General features: G+C 68.4%; 19 protein-coding genes. 9 read left to right on the forward strand and 10 right to left on the reverse strand.

Features of this window, described 5'->3' with window-relative positions:
• Positions 1-42: 42 nt before the first annotated feature.
• The 4 genes from lipA to sucB all read right to left on the reverse strand — a co-directional run bounded on the left by lipA (position 43) and on the right by sucB (position 4631).
• Positions 43-1053: a lipoyl synthase gene (lipA, locus tag G9373_RS23925; protein WP_172651133.1), complete on the reverse strand. Its 1011-nt coding sequence runs from the start codon at positions 1051-1053 to the stop codon at positions 43-45.
• A gap of 52 nt (positions 1054-1105) precedes the next feature.
• Entirely contained in the window at positions 1106-1882 is a 777-nt protein-coding gene (lipB, locus tag G9373_RS23930; RefSeq protein WP_065491682.1) for a lipoyl(octanoyl) transferase LipB, read from the reverse strand.
• A gap of 48 nt (positions 1883-1930) precedes the next feature.
• The gene (locus G9373_RS23935; RefSeq protein ID WP_167117072.1) at positions 1931-2821 is read right to left on the reverse strand and encodes a TIGR01777 family oxidoreductase; all 891 of its coding nucleotides are present in this window, start codon (positions 2819-2821) and stop codon (positions 1931-1933) included.
• Between the two features lie 91 nt (positions 2822-2912).
• Positions 2913-4631 carry a 2-oxoglutarate dehydrogenase, E2 component, dihydrolipoamide succinyltransferase gene (gene sucB / locus G9373_RS23940; RefSeq protein ID WP_005260092.1) on the reverse strand — a complete coding sequence of 573 codons (1719 nt, stop codon included), beginning with the start codon at positions 4629-4631 and terminating at the stop codon, positions 2913-2915.
• 329 nt (positions 4632-4960) lie between these two features.
• Between sucB and G9373_RS23945 the strand changes: the two genes are divergently transcribed.
• Positions 4961-5299, forward strand: coding sequence for a hypothetical protein (locus G9373_RS23945; RefSeq protein WP_005561154.1), 339 nt, complete (start codon positions 4961-4963; stop codon positions 5297-5299).
• Positions 5300-5367: 68 nt separating this feature from the next.
• Here G9373_RS23945 and G9373_RS23950 read toward each other — a convergent pair whose 3' ends face one another.
• On the reverse strand, positions 5368-6885 hold the full coding sequence (locus G9373_RS23950; RefSeq protein ID WP_167117075.1) for a leucyl aminopeptidase: 1518 nt from the start codon (positions 6883-6885) through the stop codon (positions 5368-5370).
• 121 nt (positions 6886-7006) lie between these two features.
• Here G9373_RS23950 and gcvT point away from each other — a divergent pair, with 121 nt between their 5' ends.
• Together gcvT and G9373_RS23960 are read left to right on the forward strand one after the other, a co-directional pair.
• A complete protein-coding gene (gene gcvT / locus G9373_RS23955) occupies positions 7007-8107 on the forward strand; it encodes a glycine cleavage system aminomethyltransferase GcvT (RefSeq protein ID WP_005561151.1) in 1101 nt (366 codons plus the stop codon).
• A gap of 63 nt (positions 8108-8170) precedes the next feature.
• Positions 8171-9274, forward strand: coding sequence for a branched-chain amino acid aminotransferase (locus G9373_RS23960; protein WP_005260097.1), 1104 nt, complete (start codon positions 8171-8173; stop codon positions 9272-9274).
• A gap of 19 nt (positions 9275-9293) precedes the next feature.
• Here G9373_RS23960 and G9373_RS23965 read toward each other — a convergent pair whose 3' ends face one another.
• From G9373_RS23965 to cobU, 3 genes are read right to left on the reverse strand one after another with little or no spacing between them, the layout of a single operon-like run.
• Positions 9294-10034 (reverse strand): adenosylcobinamide-GDP ribazoletransferase, encoded by a 741-nt coding sequence (locus G9373_RS23965; RefSeq protein WP_064080156.1) that lies wholly within the window; start codon positions 10032-10034, stop codon positions 9294-9296.
• A gap of 2 nt (positions 10035-10036) precedes the next feature.
• A complete protein-coding gene (gene cobT / locus G9373_RS23970) occupies positions 10037-11155 on the reverse strand; it encodes a nicotinate-nucleotide--dimethylbenzimidazole phosphoribosyltransferase (protein ID WP_054248972.1) in 1119 nt (372 codons plus the stop codon).
• The gene (gene cobU / locus G9373_RS23975) at positions 11152-11799 is read right to left on the reverse strand and encodes a bifunctional adenosylcobinamide kinase/adenosylcobinamide-phosphate guanylyltransferase (protein ID WP_005573616.1); all 648 of its coding nucleotides are present in this window, start codon (positions 11797-11799) and stop codon (positions 11152-11154) included. Before cobU ends, cobT begins: the two co-directional genes overlap by 4 nt.
• Positions 11800-11899: 100 nt before the next feature.
• Between cobU and G9373_RS23980 the strand changes: the two genes are divergently transcribed.
• Entirely contained in the window at positions 11900-12115 is a 216-nt protein-coding gene (locus tag G9373_RS23980) for a hypothetical protein (RefSeq protein WP_005573615.1), read from the forward strand.
• A 3-nt stretch (positions 12116-12118) separates the two neighbouring features.
• Here G9373_RS23980 and G9373_RS23985 read toward each other — a convergent pair whose 3' ends face one another.
• Positions 12119-12775, reverse strand: a complete 657-nt coding sequence (locus tag G9373_RS23985) for a DUF3043 domain-containing protein (RefSeq protein WP_005573613.1) — start codon at positions 12773-12775, stop codon at positions 12119-12121.
• An 88-nt stretch (positions 12776-12863) separates the two neighbouring features.
• Between G9373_RS23985 and G9373_RS23990 the strand changes: the two genes are divergently transcribed.
• The 3 genes from G9373_RS23990 to G9373_RS24000 all read left to right on the forward strand — a co-directional run bounded on the left by G9373_RS23990 (position 12864) and on the right by G9373_RS24000 (position 15583).
• Positions 12864-13940 (forward strand): glycerate kinase, encoded by a 1077-nt coding sequence (locus G9373_RS23990; protein WP_064080154.1) that lies wholly within the window; start codon positions 12864-12866, stop codon positions 13938-13940.
• Between the two features lie 138 nt (positions 13941-14078).
• On the forward strand, positions 14079-14429 hold the full coding sequence (locus G9373_RS23995) for an iron-sulfur cluster assembly accessory protein (protein WP_005247725.1): 351 nt from the start codon (positions 14079-14081) through the stop codon (positions 14427-14429).
• A gap of 179 nt (positions 14430-14608) precedes the next feature.
• Positions 14609-15583 carry a carbohydrate kinase family protein gene (locus G9373_RS24000; RefSeq protein ID WP_167117078.1) on the forward strand — a complete coding sequence of 325 codons (975 nt, stop codon included), beginning with the start codon at positions 14609-14611 and terminating at the stop codon, positions 15581-15583.
• A gap of 71 nt (positions 15584-15654) precedes the next feature.
• Here the strand turns inward: G9373_RS24000 and asnB are convergent, their stop codons facing one another.
• Positions 15655-17580 (reverse strand): asparagine synthase (glutamine-hydrolyzing), encoded by a 1926-nt coding sequence (asnB, locus tag G9373_RS24005; RefSeq protein ID WP_005573188.1) that lies wholly within the window; start codon positions 17578-17580, stop codon positions 15655-15657.
• A 274-nt stretch (positions 17581-17854) separates the two neighbouring features.
• Between asnB and G9373_RS24010 the strand changes: the two genes are divergently transcribed.
• Both G9373_RS24010 and G9373_RS24015 read left to right on the forward strand, forming a co-directional pair.
• Positions 17855-18922 carry a cytochrome c oxidase subunit II gene (locus G9373_RS24010; RefSeq protein ID WP_016880030.1) on the forward strand — a complete coding sequence of 356 codons (1068 nt, stop codon included), beginning with the start codon at positions 17855-17857 and terminating at the stop codon, positions 18920-18922.
• 41 nt (positions 18923-18963) lie between these two features.
• Entirely contained in the window at positions 18964-19380 is a 417-nt protein-coding gene (locus tag G9373_RS24015) for a cytochrome c oxidase subunit 4 (protein ID WP_005573189.1), read from the forward strand.
• Positions 19381-19431 lie beyond the last annotated feature (51 nt).

Consider the following 19431-nt stretch of genomic DNA (forward strand, 5'->3'; position numbering starts at 1 on the left):
GTGATGACCCGTCCGGTGTCGACCACCGCGCACGCGTGGAGGTCAGCGGGCGAGCCGCGCCATGAGGGAACTTGCCTCCTGCGACGCATCGCCGCTTTCGGTGAGATGTGCCTGTCCTGCAGGCAATTCGCGGCCGTGGTGGGCCATCGCCTGTGCGTAGAGGCGGCCGGCGCGGTAGGAGGAGCGGACGAGGGGTCCGGCCATGACGCCGGCGAAGCCGATTTCCTCGGCGGTGGTGGAGTGCTCGACGAATTCCTCGGGCTTGACCCACCGTTCGACCGGGTGGTGGCGGGGGGAGGGACGCAGGTACTGGGTGATGGTGATGATGTCGCAGCCGGCGTCGTGCAGGTCGTGCAGCGCCTGGGTGACCTCGTCGGGGGTTTCGCCCATGCCGAGGATGAGGTTGGACTTGGTGACGAGGTTGTCTTCGCGGGCGGCGGTGATCACGTCGAGGCTGCGCTGGTAGCGGAAGGCGGGCCGGATCCGCTTGAAGATGCGGGGGACGGTTTCGACGTTGTGGGCGAGCACCTCGGGGCGGGTGGAGAACACCTCGGCGAGCTGGTCGGGCTTGGCGTTGAAGTCGGGGATGAGCAGTTCGACGCCGGTGCCGGGGTTGAGCTGGTGGATCAGGCGGACGGTTTCGGCGTAGAGCCAGGCGCCGCCGTCGGGGAGGTCGTCGCGGGCGACGCCGGTGATGGTGGAGTAGCGCAGTCCCATCGCCTGGACGGATTCGGCGACGCGGCGGGGTTCGTCGCGGTCGAGGTCGTCGGGTTTGCCGGTGTCGATCTGGCAGAAATCGCAGCGGCGGGTGCATTGTTCACCGCCGATGAGGAAGGTCGCCTCGCGGTCTTCCCAGCATTCGTAGATGTTGGGGCAGCCGGCTTCTTCGCAGACGGTGTGCAAACCCTCGCGCTTGACGAGGCTTTTGAGCTCGGAGTATTCCGGGCCCATCTTCGCTCTCGTCTTGATCCAGTTCGGTTTGCGTTCGATCGGAGTCTCCGCATTTCGGATCTCGAGGCGGAGCAATTTGCGTCCTTCTGGGGCCACAGTCACGGAGACGATCGTACGCCCGGCCCGTCGCACCCGGCGGGCCGGGGAGCGGAGGTCAACCGTACTGAACAGTAGTGAAGGTGGGCGCGGAGGACGTCGTCTCGGCGGCGGCGGAGTCGAACGTGACCCGCTCGATGTCGTGTTCGGTCACCGGAAGTTCGCCGTCGAGCGCGGCGACGACGGCCGCCGTGACGGCGGGCGTGACCTCCTCGACAGTGACGTCGCGGCCCAGTTCCCGCGACAGCGACGTGACCCCGGCGTCGCGGATACCGCACGGGATGATCGCGTCGAACCCCGTGAGAACGGAATTGCAGTTGAGCGAGAAGCCGTGGAGTGCGACACCACGCTGCACCCGCACCCCGATGGCCGCCACCTTGCGCTCGGGCAGCCACTGCCCGTTGTCGAGGGACGCAGGCAGCCACACCCCGGAGCGACCGTCCACGCGGCCGCAGACGATGCCGAGGTCGGTGCACACGGTGATCAGCGCCTGCTCGAGCCGGCGCACGTACCGCACGACGTCGACCGGTTCGGCCAGCTTGACGATCGGGTAGCCCACCAGCTGTCCCGGACCGTGCCAGGTGATCTTCCCGCCGCGGTCGACGTCGATGACGGGAGTGCCGTCGGTCGGACGGTCCTCGGGTTCGGTCCGGCGCCCCGCGGTGTAGACGGCCGGGTGTTCGAGCAGGAGCAGCGTGTCGGTACCCACGTTCTCGGCGCGTTCGGCCGCCAGCTCGCGCTGTCGATCCCAGGCGTCGACGTACCCGATCGTGCCGAGATGTTCGACGGAAATCGGGGAGGGGCTGAAACGGGCGGATTGTGTCGCGCTGCTCATGCGCTAGAGGTTACGCCGGGGCTGCGGCCGCACCGGCACGACCTGGGTTCACCGCACGAGGGCGGCGTCGAGCGCTTCCCCGATGGTGTTGTGCCGGAACCGGAATCCCGCATTCTCGAGCACCGTGGGTATCGCGCGCTGTCCGGCCAGAATGCCCTCCTGCGCAAACTCTCCGACCAGCGCGCTGAGCGCGAACCCGGGAACGATCCACGGTGCGGGGCGGTGCAGCGTCCGCGCGACCGCGCCGTTGAACTGGGCGTTGGTGACGGGCGCCGGGCCGGTGACGTTCACGGGGCCGGCGACGTCGTCGCGGGTGAGGACGAACTTGATCGCATCGACCTCGTCCTCCAACGAGATCCACGACAGGTACTGGCGGCCGTTGCCGAGCCGGCCGCCGAGCCCGAACGTGTACAGCGTCTTCAGCCTGCCGAGCAGGCCGCCGTGGGGAGAGAGGACGATGCCGCTCCGCAGCAGAACCGTCCGGATCTTCGAGGTGTCGGCGGGGGCTGTCGCGGCCTCCCAGTCGCGGCAGGTGTCCGCGAGGAAACCCGTCCCGGAGGGCGAGGTCTCGTCGACGACCCGATCGCCGGTGTCGCCGTAGTAGCCGACCGCGCTCGCATTCACGAACACGGGCACCGCGGCCTCCGCGACGCCCTCGGCCAGGACGTCGGTGGCGGCGATGCGACTGTCCCGGATCAGTTGCTTGTACGCCCCGGTCCAGCGTTTGTCGCCGACCCCGACGCCGCACAGATTCACGACCGCATCCGCGTCCGCGAGGATCCCCGTGTCGATCCGGTCCTTCTGCGGATCCCAGCGTGACTCGTCGGGACCCGCGGACGACCGGCGGACGAGGCGGACGACGTCGTGACCGTCGCCGCGGAGAGACGAGACGAGAGCGGTGCCAATCAGCCCGGAGGAACCGGCGATGACCACTCGCATGTGCAACAGCCTCCTTCACAGCGCAGGGGCACCATCCCTGATGGAAATGGTGCCCCTGCGAAACTACGTTCGGCTCGAAGTCCGGTGACGATCAGAGGCCGAGGTCGGCCTCGAACGCTCCCTGCTCCAGACGCTGCTTGATCGTGGTCAAGAAGCGGCCGGCGTCGGCACCGTCGACGAGGCGGTGATCGTAGGTGAGCGGCAGGTAGCACATCGAGCGGACGCCGATGCTTTCACTGCCGGACTCGTCGGTCACGACCACGGGACGCTTGACGATCGCGCCGGTTCCGAGCATCGCGGCCTGCGGGGGCACGAGGATCGGGGTGTCGAACAGGGCGCCCTGGCTGCCGATGTTCGTGATCGTGAACGTGCCACCGGACAGCTCGTCCGGCTTGAGCCCACCGGAGCGGGCGCGCTTGGCGATGTCCGCGATCGCGCGGGCCAGGCCGGCCAGCGACAGGTCGCCGGCGTTGTGGATCACGGGGGACAGCAGGCCCTGGTCGGTGTCGACCGCGATGCCCAGGTGCTCGGCGTCGTAGTAGGTGATCTGCTTGTTCGCCTCGTCGTAGCTGGCGTTGATGTTCGGGTGCGACTTCAGCGCCTCGACGACGGCCTTCGCGAAGAACGGGAGGAACGTGAGCTTGACGCCCTCGCGCTCGAGGAAGGTGTTCTTGGCCTGCGCGCGCAGGGCCGCGATCTTGGTGACGTCGATCTCGAAGGTCTGGGTGAGCTGCGCCGTGGTCTGCAGCGACTCCCGCGTCTTCGTGGCGGTGATCTGACGAATCCGGTTGGCCTTCTGCGTGGTTCCGCGCAGGTGGGCCAGTTCGGGGCGGACCCCGGCGGAGGCGGCTGCGGGAGCGGCGGCGGCCGGTGCGGCAGCAGGCGCGGCAGCGGCGGCCGGTGCCTTCTTGGCCTCGGCGGCAGCGAGGACGTCCTGCTTACGGATGCGGCCACCGACTCCGGTGCCCGTCACCGAGGACAGGTCGACGTTGTTGTCCGTGGCGAGCTTGCGCACCAGCGGGGTGACGTACGGGGTGCTGTCTCCGGACGTGGCCGCGGGAGCGGGTGCGGCGGCTGCGGGAGCCGGCGCGGATGCTGCCGGTGCACTCTTGGCGGGCTCGGGCTTCGCGGGCTCCGGGGCCGGAGCGGGCTTCGCGGGCTCGGGGGTCGGCTCGGGCTTCGGTTCCGCGGCCGGCTTGGCGGCGGGTGCACCCGAACCGATGACGGCGAGCTGACCGCCGACGGAAACGGTGTCGTCTTCCTCGGCGCTGATCTCGAGGAGAGTACCGGCGACGGGGGACGGGATCTCCGTGTCGACCTTGTCGGTGGACACCTCGACGAGCGGCTCGTCCACGGCGACCTCGTCGCCGACGGCCTTGAGCCAGCGGGTGACGGTGCCCTCGGTGACGGACTCGCCCAGTTCGGGCATCTTCACGGCGGTGCCCTCGGCGGAACCGTTGCCGGATGCTGCGGGCGCGGGCTCGGCGGCCGGCGCCTCCGCGGCGGGAGCCGGCTCTGCGGCGGGCTCTTCGGCGGCGGGTGCGGGAGCGGAGTCGGAGGCAGGAGCCTCACCGGCGTCGCCGATCACGGCAAGCTCGCCACCGATTTCCACGGTGTCGTCTTCCTGAGCAACGATCTTGCTGAGAACGCCGGCCACGGGAGACGGGATTTCCGTGTCCACCTTGTCCGTGGAGACTTCGAGCAAGGGTTCGTCAACTTCGACCGTGTCTCCTTCCTGCTTGAGCCACCGCGTGACAGTTCCCTCGGTGACACTCTCACCAAGCGCTGGCATCTGGACGGAGAAGGCCATGTCTTTTGACTCCTCGACAGTTGTGTTCGGGTTGTTGAATTTTGTCGACTTGTGGTCGTGAACCATTGTGCTTCGAGATGCACGTGTCTTGCGTCTACTTGCAGGTAATTCCGATTCGTCGTCACCCACTCGCTGTGTCGGCGCTCCACATCTTTCCATTGATCCGGCGGGCGTGTCCGCCGAGGGGCACCCGTCGGGGACTCCGGTGTGTCGCGACGTAATCGCTACCGGCCAGTAGTTTTCGTGTGCGGCGGAAACCGGGCGTTCGCTGGCAAACTTGGAGGACAGTCGCCGGCATCGTCGGGCGCACGCACTCGAGGAGGCTCGACGTGGGGTTGTTCGACCGATTCTCGCGGCCTCGGTCCGGTCGATCTCAGGCGTCCCCCGAGGACGCCGCGTATCTCGCGAACTGGACTCGCACGCACCCCGGTGTGGAGGCCTACGTGGAACCTCAGACGACGGTGACGGAAGTCACTGTCGTGCTTGTTGCGGCGGACGGCGAGTGGACCCGGCGCCGGGTGGGCGGTGAACGCGGCGCCCGCAAACTCGGCGAGGACCTCCGCATCCCCGTGTACGACGTCCGCAAGACCGGCTACCCGCAGCGGATGCGCGATCACGACGCGCGGCGCCGTATCGAGCGGAAGCGCGAGCGCGAGCGCGACCTGTAGGCGGCTTCGCCGCCCGTGCGCCTTTCTGGTTGTTCCAGCTACCGGAAAGGCGCACGGGCGCGGAGCGCCTACCCGTTGGCGGCGATGTCCTCGATCACCGAGATCATGGTGCGCACGGGCACGCCGGTGCCGCCGCGGCCGGTGTATCCCCACGGTCCCGACGAGTTGTACGCCGGTCCGGCGACGTCGATGTGCGCCCACTGCACGCCGTCGGCGACGAACTCCTTGAGGTACAGGGCCGCCGCGAGCATGCCGCCCCAGCGATGGTTGGTGACGTTGGCGAGGTCGGCGACCTTCGAATCGAGGTCCGAGCGCAGTTCGGCGGGCATCGGCATGGCCCACGCGTTCTCACCGATCTCCTGGGAGATGGCGGCGACGCGGTCGCGGAACTGGTCGGTGCCCATCACACCGGGCGTCCGGTTGCCCAGTGCCACCATCTGCGCGCCGGTGAGGGTCGCGGTGTCGATGAGGTAGTCGGGGTCGTCCTCGCACGCGCGGACGATGGCGTCGGCGAGGACGAGACGTCCCTCCGCGTCGGTGTTGATGACCTCCACCGTGGTGCCGCCGTACTGGGTGAGGACGTCGCCGGGACGCTGCGCGGTGGACGACGGCATGTTCTCGGCCATCGGGACGGTGGCGGTGACGTCGACGGGCACTCCGAGCTTGGCGGCGAGGACCACGGTGGCGACAACGGCTGCGGCGCCGCCCATGTCGGACGTCATGTTCTCCATGCCTGCGGCGGGCTTGATGGAGATGCCGCCGGTGTCGAACGTGATGCCCTTGCCGACGAGCGCGACCTTGGGGGCGTTCCGCTTCTTGGCGGAGTAGCTCAGCCGGACCAGCCGCGGCAGCCGGGACGAGCCCTTGCCCACCCCGAGGATGCCGCCGTACCCGTTCTTTTCGAGCGCCTTCTCGTCGAGGACCTCGACCTTCAGTCCGGCCTCGGTGCCGAGAGCCTTTGCGCGGTCGGCGAATTCGGCGGGGAAGAGGTGGCTCGGGGGAGTGTTGACGAATTCGCGCGCAGTGGCGACGGCGTCGGCGATTGCCGCGGAGCGCGCGAGGGTCTCCTTCGACTCCTTCGCACGCGGAGACGACACCAGCAGCTCCACCCGCGAGACAGGTTGTGCGTCCGGGCCGGGAGCGGATTTCGCGGACTTGAACTCGTTGAAGCGGTACGCGCCGAGGGCGAAACCTTCGGCTGCGGCACCGAGATCGAGCACGGACAGGGTGGTCGCGACGGTGCCGACGCCACTGAGTGAACGCGCCGCGGCGCCCGCGGACTTGCGGATCTGCTCGGCGTCGAGCTTCTCGGCCGAACCGAGTCCGACGGCGAGCACACTGTCGACCGGAAGCGTGTCGGGTGCCGGGATGCGGGTCGTCTCCTCCGCCTTGCCGGAGGCGCCGACCGCGACGAGTGTGTCGAGCAGATCGGTCAGCACCGATTCGTCGACGATGCCGTCGCCGAGGGCGATTTCGGGTCCGTCCGAGCTCGACGTCAACCCGATCACCAGCACGTCCACCCGCTTGCCGACGGTGCCGGCCAGGGCGAGTTGTGGTCCGAGGGGTCGGGCTGTGTGAGTGCTCACGGTGTCTCTCCTGCAGCGGTTCGGGATCGGGTGGTGTCGGATGGTCGACGTCCGTTCCGATGGTAGTGCTCGTCCGCCGTCGCCTACCCGGTGCGCCCGGGGGTCGGATAAGTTGAGGCCCATGACCGAGGAGCAGTTGTCCCAAGGCCCCGTCCACGCCGTTCACGTCGAACTCGGGGCCACGTTCGCTCCCTTCGGCGGCTGGGAGATGCCCGTCTCGTACGCCGGTGTCGTCGCCGAACACACCGCGGTGCGCGAGTCGGTGGGGGTGTTCGACGTCAGCCACCTCGGCAAGGCCCTCGTGCGGGGCAGCGGCGCCGCAGCCTTCGTGAACTCGGCGCTGACCAACGATCTCGACAAGATCGGTCCCGGCAAGGCGCAGTACACGCTGTGCTGCACGCCGTCGGGCGGAGTGATCGACGATCTGATCGCCTACTACGTGAGCCCCGACGAGGTGTTCCTCGTCCCCAACGCGGCCAACACCGCGGACGTGGTCGCGGCACTGGCCGCCACGGCGCCCGAGGGCGTCACCGTGGAGAACCAGCACCGGGACTTCGGTGTGATCGCCGTCCAGGGCCCGAAGTCGGCGGACGTACTCACCGCCCTCGGCCTGCCCACCGACATCGAGTACATGGCCTTCGCGGACGCCACCTGGGACGGGGTCCCCGTCCGCGTGTGCCGCAGCGGGTACACCGGCGAGGTCGGGTTCGAACTGCTGCCGCGCTGGGAGGACAGCGAGAAGCTGTTCCGGGCCGCGGTCGAGCAGGTCCGCGCCCACGGCGGCCAGGTCGCCGGTCTCGGCGCCCGGGACACGCTGCGCACCGAGATGGGATACCCGCTGCACGGGCACGAACTGTCGCTGGAGATCTCCCCGCTCGAGGCGCGATGCGGCTGGGCGATCGGGTGGAAGAAGCCGAAGTTCTGGGGCAAGGAGACGCTCACCGACGAAAAGGAGTCCGGCCCGGCGCGCACGCTGTGGGGCATCAAGGCGATGGACCGCGGGGTTCTCCGCGCCGGTCAGACCGTGCTGCGCGACGGCGAGTCGATCGGCGAGACCACGTCGGGCACGTTCTCGCCCACGCTCAAGGTCGGGATCGCATTGGCGCTGCTCGACTCCGGAGCCGGCGTGTCGGCGGGAGACGAGATCGCCGTGGACGTCCGGGGACGCTCCCTGCGCGCCGAGGTGGTGTCTCCGCCGTTCGTGGAGATCAACACCAAGTAAGCGCCTGTCGCGGACGACCTGTCGGCCGTGGGGCGGCGGAAGGCGTTCGATAAGATCACGGGCATGACAGGTGTCACCGAGTTCGTTCGCGTCCCGCATCCCGCCCTCACCTCCGACGAGGTACGGCGAGAGATACTGGCGGCGCCCGGATTCGGTCGGTACTTCACGGACCACATGGTGTCGATCACCTACTCCACGGAGCTCGGCTGGCACGACGCCAAGGTGGAACCGTACGGGCCGCTCCAGCTCGACCCCGCCGCGATGGTGCTGCACTACGGGCAGGCCATCTTCGAGGGGCTGAAAGCGTACCGGCAGCCCGACGGCGGCATCTCGACGTTCCGCCTCGAGGCGAACGCCGAACGACTCGCGACGTCGGCGCGTCGTCTCGCGATGCCGGAGCTACCGGAGGAGTTGTTCGTCAAGTCGATCACCGAACTGCTCGAGCTGGATCACGAATGGGTGCCCGCCGCCGGTGGTGAGGACGCGCTGTACCTTCGCCCGTTCATGTTCTCCACCGAGGCCGGACTCGGTGTGCGTCCGGCCGACGAGTACCGCTACCTGCTGATCGCCTCGCCCGCAGGCGCCTACTTCCCGCGTGGAGTGAAGCCGGTCAGCGTGTGGCTGTCGACGGAATACGTGCGCGCCGCACCCGGTGGCACCGGCGCCGCCAAATTCGCGGGTAACTACGCGGCTTCGCTTCTCGCGCAGGCGCAGGCCGCCGACGAGGGTTGCGACCAGGTGGTGTGGCTCGACGCCATCGAACGGTCGTACGTGGAGGAGATGGGCGGCATGAACCTCTTCTTCGTGTTCGGCTCCGGATCCGACGCCCGCCTCGTGACGCCGTCCCTGTCCGGTTCGTTGCTGCCGGGTATCACCCGTAACTCGCTGCTGACCCTCGCGACCGACGCCGGTTTCGCGGTGGACGAGCGTCGGATCAGCACCGACGAATGGCGCACCAAGACCAAGTCGGGCGAGATCACCGAGGTGTTCGCGTGCGGTACGGCGGCGGTCATCACGCCTGTCGGCCGGGTCAAGTCGGCCGAGGGTGAGTTCACGATCGCCGACGGCGAGCCCGGCGAGGTCACCATGGCCCTGCGCGACACGCTGACCGGCATTCAGCGGGGAACGTTCGCCGACACCCACGGGTGGATGACGAAACTGCGCTGATCTCGGTTTCGGCGGTCGCTCAGAACGTGAGACCGATCGCCGAGATGGTGACGGTGATCTCGAGCACGGCGCCGAGCACGTCGCCGTTGAGGCCGGCGAATCGCCGGACGCAGTGAGCCACCAGGAACGCGGTGAGCGTCAGCGCGACTGCCACGACGATCGGTCCCTGCCACCACGGCGAGGTGCACCACGCGGCCGCCGCGAGGAGCGGAACGGTCCAGGCGATGCCGGTCCACGGTGACTGGGTCTCGGCGACCAGTGCGCCGAATCCTTCCGTCGACGACGCGGGAATTCCGCGCCGGCAGGCGAAGACGACCGCCACCCGCCCGGCCGCCACGGCGACGGCCACGCACGCGAATTGTCCTGCGGCGGCCAGAGATCCGAACGCCAGTCCCTGCGCGCCCAGGCAGATCACCAGGGCGCACACCCCGAACGGGCCCGCGCCGCCGCTGTGCATCACGGCCCGCGCCCGCTCCGGCGGCCCGTAACAGCCGAGCCCGTCGACGGTGTCGGACAGACCGTCGATGTGCATCCCCCGGGTGGCGAGAGCGTGTGCACCCACCGTCATCAGGCCGGCGAGGGCGGGGTCGAGACCGGCGGACACGAGCGCCCACAGCAGCACCGCGGCCAGGACTCCCAGCGCGACCCCGGTCACCGGCGCCGCCCGGATCGCGCGGCGGCCCGACACGCGGTCCACGGAATCCGGTCCGCGCAGGGGGAGGACCGTCAGCCAGGAGAACGCGAGCAGTACGCCCGACACGGTCAGCCCGCGGTATCGGCGGCGGAGCCGGGGGCGGTGTCCTCGCCGTCCTCGGCGTCGCGGGTGCTGACTCCGGCCTCCGCGAACGTCGCCATCTCCGCGAGCGTGGCGACGGCGCCCTGCAGGATCGGCAGCGCGGTGACGGCGCCGGATCCCTCGCCGAGTCGCATGTCGAGTTCGAGGAGGGGGTCGAGTTGCAGGTGCTTCAGTGCGATCGTGTGGGCCGGTTCGGTGGAACGGTGGCCGGCCAGCCACCACGCGCGGGCGCCGTGCGCGAGTTCCTCCGCGACCATCGCGGCCGCGGTGACGACCACGCCGTCGAGAATCACCGGGGTCTTGCGGGCGGAGGCCTGGGCGAGGAAGCCGGCCATCGCGGCGAGGTCGGCGCCCGACACCGTACGCAGGAGCGCCACCGTGTCCCGGACCACCGGCCGGGCCCGGCGCATCGCGTCGCGGATCGCCGCCGTCTTCCGGATCCAGCCGGCGTCGTCGACACCGGTGCCCCGGCCGACCGCCGCCACCGGTTCGGTGTCCGTCAGCGCGGCGATGAGAACGGTGGCCGGCGTGGTGTTGCCGATTCCCATGTCGCCGGCGATCAACAGGTCTGCGCCGGAATCGATTTCGGAGTCGGCGATGGACCGTCCGGCCTCGATGGCCTTCAGTGTCTCCTCGTGTGTGAGCGCGTCCTCGCGGTCGATCGCCCCCGACGAGCGGCGAATCTTGAACGTGGACACCGACGGATCCGTGTCGCCGTCGACGGACAGGTCGACGACGCGCACGCTTGCGCCGGCCCGGTTCGCGAGAGCATTGACGGCGGCCCCGCCGCCGACGAAATTGGCGACCATCTGGGCCGTCACCTCGGGCGGATACGCCGAGACGCCGGTCCGTGCCACTCCGTGGTCGCCGGCGAACACCACCACGCGCGCCCGCGCGAAGGGGACGGGCGGGCAGACACCCTGGCAGGCCGCGGCCCAGCATGCGAGCGTCTCGAGGCGTCCGAGCGAGCCGGCCGGTTTGGTGAGCTGCAACTGACGGGCCTCGGCCTGTGCGCGCACCCCTTCGTCGGGTGGGGTGACGGGTTCGAACCGACCGGGGTCGGTGCTCACGGACTCGCTGGTCACGCTTGGCCTCTCGCTCGAGTGGACACTTCTGCCCCGCACGACTCGCGTGCGGGATCATCTTTCAGGGTCATGGTCAGTCCGGCGACGACGAGGACCACGCGATCGCAGACCTGGGCGAGCCGCGCGTTGAGGGAGCCGATCTCGTCGCGGAACAGGCGACCGGACCGGGTCTCGGGGATGACGCCGAGGCCCACCTCGGGAGTCACCAGCACGAGTGCGCCGCGGTAGTCGCGGACGCTCGCGACGAGTTCGTCCGTGCGTGGGGTGATGGTGCCGCGCGGCGAGTCCCAGGCTGCGGCGCCGTCGAGTTCGACGGTGAGCCAGGTGCCGAGATCGTCGACGAGGGTGGCCGCAGTTTCGGTGGGGGAACGCAGTTGGTCGGCGAGGTCGAGCCGGTGCGCGGTTTCCACGGTGAGCCAGCTGCGGGGACGCCGATCGCGGTGCTGAGCGATGCGGTGTTCCCAGTCGTGGTCGTCGGGGTCGCGGTGACTGGTGGCGACGTAGCGCACCCGGCCCGCCCCGGCCAGGGCCTGGGTCAGTTCCTCGGCGTGAGCGGATTTTCCGGAGCGTGCACCGCCGAGCACGAGTGTTCGCGACGTCTGGTTCGGACGGCTCGGGCGGTCCGGGGAATCGGCGGTGGGCACGGAGGGAAACGCTACCAACCGACCGGAGTGGCAGTATTTTGACGAAGAACGTCAATTCCGCCACTGTTGGCGGGAAGTGAATGGGCGGAAAATTTCAGCCATGACCGAATTCCTCGTCCTCGTTGCACTTCTCCTCGTGCTGCATGCGGCCGTGATGTACGCCGGTCGGCACCTGGGTCCACTCCATCCGCGACTGCGGAAAAGCTACCGCGACAACTTCTTCCGACCGGCCGATCCCATGACCGACCTGTCCTACGACCGCGACGCCGACCTGGGGCGGCTGCTCGCCGAGACGCACCGCGCGCCCCACAACTGACCGTCAGATGGCGTCGCCGGGGCGCACCCGCGGCTTGGGGGCGCGCAGCTTGCGGATCTGCGACGCACGCACGAACGCGTACCACCCGAGCTTGAAACCGCCGTCGGGGGTGTCCGGGAAGCGCTCCCGCACCTGATTGTTGATCTTGCGGCCCAGCCAGACGCCCTCGATGGCCATGAACATCATCATGATGAGCATGGCGAGCGTCACGATCGCCTGCAACGCCGGGCTGACGAACATCGCCATGATGAGAACCAGGGCCAGCGGCATGAACAGGCCGACCAGGTTGCGCCGGGCGTCCACGATGTCGCGGACGTACGCGCGGACCGGGCCCTTGTCGCGGGGGAGGAGATACTTGTCCTCGCCGGCGAGCATGCGGGCGCGTCGCTCGGCGGCGGTGGCGCGTCGCTCCGCCGCGGCGACCTTGCGCTCTTCCCTGCTACCGCGGGTGGCCTTCTTACGGGCGCGTGCCTCTTTCGCCGTCAGGGGCGCGGGCGCGACCGGTCCGCGTCGCTTCGCCTCGGCGTCGCGTCGCTTGGGGGTCGGGCGGCCCTTGCCTGCCTGTTCGGCGGACTCCGCCTCCGGGGCCGTGGACGACTCGGCGACCTCGACGTCCCGCTTGTCTGAATTGTCCGAATCACCGCGGCGTAGCAATTTCACCCTTCCAGAGTATGGGAAGACGGCGCCGGGAGGAAAACCGCCCTCACATCGAAATGCCGGGTCGCGCCCGTCGCCATACACTTCGCCGATGCGAGTGATGATCGCACCGGACTCCTTCGGTGAAACGCTGACCGCCGTCGAGGCGACCGCCGCGATCGCGGCGGGATGGTCGGCCGTGCGCCCGGACGACCAGCTGATCGAGGCGCCGCAGTCCGACGGCGGCCCCGGATTCGTCGACGTGGTCGCGGCTGCGGGCGGCACCGTCCGGACCGCGGTCGTGGAAGGGCCCCTCGGCGCCGACGTCACGGCCCGCTGGCTCCTCGACGGCACCGACGCCTACCTCGAATCCGCCCAGGCCTGCGGACTCGGACTGCTGGGCGGACCGCCGACGCCCCGCACCGCCCGCGACGCGCACAGCCGGGGCGTCGGCCAACTCGTGGTAGCGGCCCTCGATGCCGGGGCGAGCAGAATCGTCGTCGGTCTCGGCGGCAGCAGTTGCACCGACGGCGGCCGCGGCCTCGTCGAAGCCCTCGCGCAGGGTTTCGGGAGTGCGGATGCCGCCGTCGCCCGCCTGCGCTCGGTGGAACTGGTGGCCGCGTCCGATGTCGAGCACCCGTTGCTCGGCGAGCACGGCGCCGCCCGCGTGTTCGGACCGCAGAAGGGCGCCGACCCCGACACCGTCGCATTCCTCGAGGACCGGAACGCCGCATGGGCGGGGCAACTGCAGCGGGTGACGGCCCGGGAGGTCGCCGCCGAGGCCGGGGCCGGCGCCGCCGGTGGCATCGGGGCCGCGCTGCTCGCCCTCGGCGCGACCCGAGAATCCGGTGCTCACGTGGTCGCGCAACGCACCCGGCAGGATCGGCAACTCGCCTCCGCCCAGCTCGTGATCACCGGGGAAGGCCGGCTCGACCAGCAGTCGCTGCGCGGGAAACTCGTGATCGCGCTTGCCGCTGCCGCCCGCCGGCGGTCGATCGGGACGCTCGTCCTGGCAGGGCAGGTGCTCCTCGACCCCGCGGATCTCGACAGCGCGGGCATCGACGAGGCACTGTCGCTGGTGGACCACGCGGGATCGGTCGAACTCGCGATGTCGGACGCATACGCGCAGCTGAGAGACCTTGCCGCGGCCGCAGCCCGCGGTTGGGACGGTGCGGCCGCAGGGCAGTAACCGGAATCCGCGACGTCGGATACCATGGACGTGGATCGATCTGCGGACGCTGCCGCAGGGAATGGAACCCGGGAATAAGTCGGGCGCGGAGTACCGTTGAAGCGTTCACGGGTTTGTTACGAACTACAGGGAGAGCCCATGACTGTGCAGAACGAGACCGCCGTCCACGGCGTCAAGATGACCGAAGCCGCGTCCGCCAAGGCGAAGGCGCTGCTCGATCAGGAAGGTCGTGACGACCTCGCACTGCGTATCGCCGTGCAACCCGGCGGCTGCGCAGGGCTGCGTTACCAGCTGTTCTTCGACGACAGGAACCTGGACGGCGACCTGATCGTGGACTTCGGTGGCGTCGCCCTCGCGGTGGACCGGATGAGCGCACCGTACGTCGAGGGTGCCTCGATCGACTTCGTCGACACCATCGAGAAGCAGGGTTTCACCATCGACAACCCCAACGCGACCGGTTCGTGCGCCTGCGGCGACTCCTTCAACTGAGTCCCAGGCCGAAGTACAACTGAATCGACAAGTCTGACGCGGCGCCGACCGGCTGCCGCGTCAGACTTTTTTCGTGCTCGATCTCCACGTACCCGGGTCCCCGTGCTGCCGACCGATCGTGGTGGTACCCCGGGGTACGGTGAGAAATCCCGACCGAACTCATCGAAAGGCATCCGCCCGTGACAATTGCGGTTACCGGTTCCATCGCCACCGACCACCTGATGCGGTTTCCGGGCCGGTTCGCCGAGCAGCTGCTCGCCGATCAGCTCAGCCACATCTCGTTGAGCTTCCTGGTCGACGACCTCGTAGTCCGGCGCGGGGGAGTGGGCGGCAACATCGCCTACGCCATGGGCGTCCTCGGTGGATCTCCACTGCTGGTCGGGGCTGTCGGGGCCGACTTCGCGGACTACCGCCAGTGGCTCGAGAGCAACGGTGTCGACTGCACCGCCGTCCGGATCTCGACCACCGCGCACACCGCGCGTTTCGTGTGCACCACCGACGAGGACATGGCGCAGATCGCGTCGTTCTACCCCGGTGCGATGAGTGAGGCCCGCGAAATCCAGCTGTCCGGTATCGCGCAGGACGCCGAAGCGCTCGATCTGGTCCTGATCGGCGCCAACGACCCCGAGGCGATGATCCGCCACACCGAGGAATGCCGCCGGCAGGGAATCCCGTTCGCCGCCGACCCGTCGCAGCAGCTCGCCCGACTGAACGGCGAGGAGGCGTCGGCGCTGATCTGCGGTGCAAAATACCTGTTCACGAACGAGTACGAGTGGGGACTGCTGCGGCAGAAGACCGGACTGACCGAAGAGGAGATCCGCGCTCAGGTCGGCGTCCGCGTCACGACCCTCGGTTCCAAGGGCGTCGAGATCGTCGACTCCGAGGGCAACTGGACCCGCGTCGCCGTCGTTCCCGAGAAGGCGAAGGTCGACCCGACCGGTGTCGGTGACGGATTCCGGGCCGGATTCCTCCTCGCGCACAGCGCGGGCCTGAGTTTCGAGCGCTCCGCGCAGCTGGGGTCGCTGGTGGCGGTGCTCGTGCTGGAGACCGTCGGAACCCAGGAATGGACGTTCGACCGCGACGAGGCCGTCAAGCGCCTCGCGGACGCCTACGGCTCCACCGCCGCCGACGAGATCGCTGCCGTTCTGCCGTAACAGGCGGCTCCGCCGCCCGTGCGCCGTTTTGGTAGCGCCAACTACCAAGAAGGCGCACGGGCGCGAAGCGCCTACAGCGAGACCGGGTACGCCGGCTCGGCGATCTCCGGAACGATGCGGTTCTCCACGAAGATGCCGTGCCAGACCATGAAGATCAGCACGGTCCACAGGCGACGGCTGTGGTCGGACACGCCGTCCCGGTGGTCGTTCAGCATCTTCGCGATCGCCGCCTTGTCGAGCAGGTGATCGGTGCCCGACGCCGCGATCTGCTCGTGTGCCCAGTCGAACAGTTCGGTGCCGCGCAGCCAGTGCCGCAGCGGCACCGGGAAGCCCAGCTTCGCCCGATGGAGCACGTGCCCGGGCACGATGCCTTCCAGCGCCTGACGCAGCGCGTACTTGGTGGTGCTCTTGGTGATCTTCTGATCCAGCGGCACCTGCGACGCCACCTTGAAGACCTCGGGATCGAGGAACGGCACCCGAAGTTCGAGCGAGTTGGCCATCGTCATCTTGTCGGCCTTGACGAGGATGTCGCCGCGCAACCACGTGAACAGGTCCAGGTGCTGCATCCGGGCCACCGGATCCCACCCCTGCGACTGCGCGTAGATCGGGTCGGTGACGTCGCGGTGCGTCCACTCCGGCCGGAAGTCGCGCAGGACGGCGCGCAACTGTGCGTCGTTGAAGCTGCGCGCGTTGCCGTAGTACCGCTCTTCCAGGGTCAGTGAACCGCGGTTGAGCAGGCTCTTTCCGCGGGTACCCTCGGGGATGCGCTCGGACAGCTTCCCGGCGGCCCGCCGCAGTCCCTTGGGCAGGTACTCGAACGGCTTCAGCGAAATCGGCTCGCGGTAGATGGTGTAGCCGCCGAACAGCTCGTCGGCGCCCTCACCGGACAGGACGACCTTGACGTGCTTGCGCGCTTCCTTGGCCACGAACCACAACGGCACCAGCGCGGGATCGGCGACCGGGTCGTCGAGGTACCACACGATCTCGGGGATGGCGGCGGCGAACTCGGACGGGCTCACCACCTTCACCACGTGACGCGCGCCGATCGCTTCTGCGGATTCGGCTGCGACGTCGACCTCGGAATAGCCTTCGCGTTCGAAACCGGTGGTGAACGTGATCAGGTTCGGGTTGTGACGCATCGCGAGCGCCGCGATGGCCGTCGAGTCGATGCCACCCGACAGGAAGGAACCGACCGTGACGTCGGCGCGCATGTGCTTGGCGACCGAATCCTCGAGCGCCTCCGCGATCTCGCGGTACCGGGCCTGCTCGGTGCCCGCGGCGAACGGACGCACCGGGAACGTGGGCGCGAAATAGCGGGTGATCACGGGTTCTTCGCCCGGCCGCACACGCGCGAAGCAGCCGGACTCGAGCCGGCGGATCTGCCTGTGGAGGGTTTCCGGCTCCGGCACGTACTGAAGGACGGTGTAGTGCTCGACGGCCCGCGGATCGAGTTCGGTGCCGATGCCGATCAGGCTCGCCAGTTCCAGCAGGCTCTTCTTCTCGCTACCGAACGCGGTGCCGCCGACGCCCGTCGCCAGGAAGAGCGGTTTGATGCCGAACGGATCGCGCGCGAGGAACAATTCCCGCGTCTCCGTGTCCCAGATCGCGAACGCGAACATGCCGCGCAGGCGGCGGACCGCGTCCTCGCCCCAGTAGTGGAACGCTGCGACGATGGCCTCGCTGTCGCCCTCTGTGACGAACTGCGCACCGAACTGCTCGGCGAGTTCGGCACGAACCTCGAGGTAGTTGTAGATCTCGCCGTTGAACGTCAGCGCGTAGCGTTCCGGATTCTCCACCGGACCCCACCGCAGGGGCTGGTGGGAGTGTTCGATGTCGATGATCGACAGCCGATTGAACCCGAAGACCAGGTGGTCGTCGTGCCAGGTCCCGTGCTCGTCCGGCCCACGGTGCCGCAGGCAGTGCATCGCCTGGTCGACCTGTGAGACGGCGTTGTCGCTGGTTTCTCCAGAGGTCAGTAGCCCGAGCAGTCCGCACACAGCGTCCGGTACCTCAATTCAGAATCTTGGAAGGCTCCACGAGGTGGAGTGGTCAGGGATCTCTGCCGGAAAGTATGCCGCAGATTGCCGGAGCGTCCGGTTCGGGCCGCCGGTGACGGTGCCCGGCGCGAACAGCGGCACCGCCGCGGCGTCGGCAGCGACACGTCGTCGCCCGACCCGAGGATGGAGAGCCGCCACCTTTGGTCTACGCTGCGTAGTAATTGGGCCTTCCCATCGGGTGTGCCCTAGTGGAATTTGCGGCGATCAGGAAGGCGTGAACGTGGCGCAAGGTCGGATCCTTCGGCGGGCAGGGTTGGCAGTATCTTTGGGCATTGCTGCCTTGCTGCTGTCGGGTTGTTCAATCGACAACGAGGTGCTTCGTTTCGGGTGGCCTTCGGGCGTAACCCCGCAGGCGCACCGCATGCGTGAACTGTGGACCTGGTCGGTCATCGCCGCCCTCGTCATGGGTGTGCTGGTGTGGGGACTCACCTTCTGGGCGGTGATCTTCCACCGTAAGAAGAAGGACTCACCCGAGTTCCCGCGGCAGACGGCATACAACGTGCCGCTCGAGCTGGCGTACACCGCGGTTCCGTTCGTCATCATCGCCGTGCTGTTCTACTTCACGGTGATCGTGCAGAACCATGTCCTCGAGAAGGAGGACAACCCCAACGTGGTGGTGGATGTCACTGCGTACCAGTGGAACTGGAAGTTCGGCTACCGCTCCATCGACCTCGGTGAGGGTGGCGGCAAGTACGACGGCGTCGATCAGGAAGCGCAGGCTGCGGTCGAGTCCGCACCGGCATCCGAGGCGGAGGCCGAGGGCGAGCACGCTCAGCCCGGGCCAATCCACGGCAAGACCCCGCAGGACCTGTCCTACCTGCACTACGACAAGATCGAGACGATCGGCTCGAGCAACGAGATCCCGATCCTCGTCCTGCCGACCGGCAAGCGGATCCAGTTCGAACTGGCCTCGGCCGATGTCATCCACGCCTTCTGGGTGCCGGAGTTCCTGTTCAAGCGCGACGTGAACCCGAACCCGAAGGAGAACCACTCCGACAACGTCTTCCAGATCAGTGAGATCGAGAAGGAAGGTGCCTTCGTCGGGCGCTGCGCCGAGATGTGCGGCACGTTCCACGCGATGATGAACTTCGAGGTTCGCGCCGTGAGCCCCGACAAGTTCGCGCAGTACATCGAGCTGCGTAAGCCGGCGAGCGAGGGCGGCCGGGATCTGACCACGGCGGAGGCTCTGCAGGCCATCGGCGAGTCCCCGGTTGCGACGTCGACGTCTCCCTTCACCACCGATCGCGGCTACAAGCAGGCGAGCGGTGTCGAAGGTAACTGAACCTGCTGCTGATACCTCACTGACCAAGGACAAGTGCTGATATGAAGATCGAAGCCAAGCTCTTCGAGATCCTGACGGTATTCTTCATTCTCGTCGCGATCGTCTACGGCGTCTTCACCGCCGTTTCACGAACCGGTATCGAGTGGGCGGGTCTGACGGGCATCTGCCTGTCGGCGGGACTGACGCTGATCATCGGAACGTACTTCCGGTTCGTCGCCCGTCGCCTCGACACCCGTCCCGAGGACTACGAGGACGCGGAGATCGCCGATGGCGCAGGCGACCTGGGCTTCTTCAGCCCCGGTAGTTACTGGCCGATCCTGCTCGCCGCCTCTGCTGCTTTCGTCGCAGTAGCGATGGCGTTCTTCCAGCCGTGGATGATCGTGGTCGCCGTGATTGCCGTGCTCGCGGCCGCTGCAGGCCTCGTCTTCGAGTACTACGTCGGGCCCGAGAAGCACTAGTTCCACCCACAGTCGGACAGCGGAGGCGCCGAATCCCACCGGGGTTCGGCG

The sequence above is a fragment of the Rhodococcus sp. A14 genome (assembly GCF_011603105.1).
GTDB classification, from domain to species: Bacteria; Actinomycetota; Actinomycetes; order Mycobacteriales; family Mycobacteriaceae; genus Rhodococcus_F; species Rhodococcus_F opacus.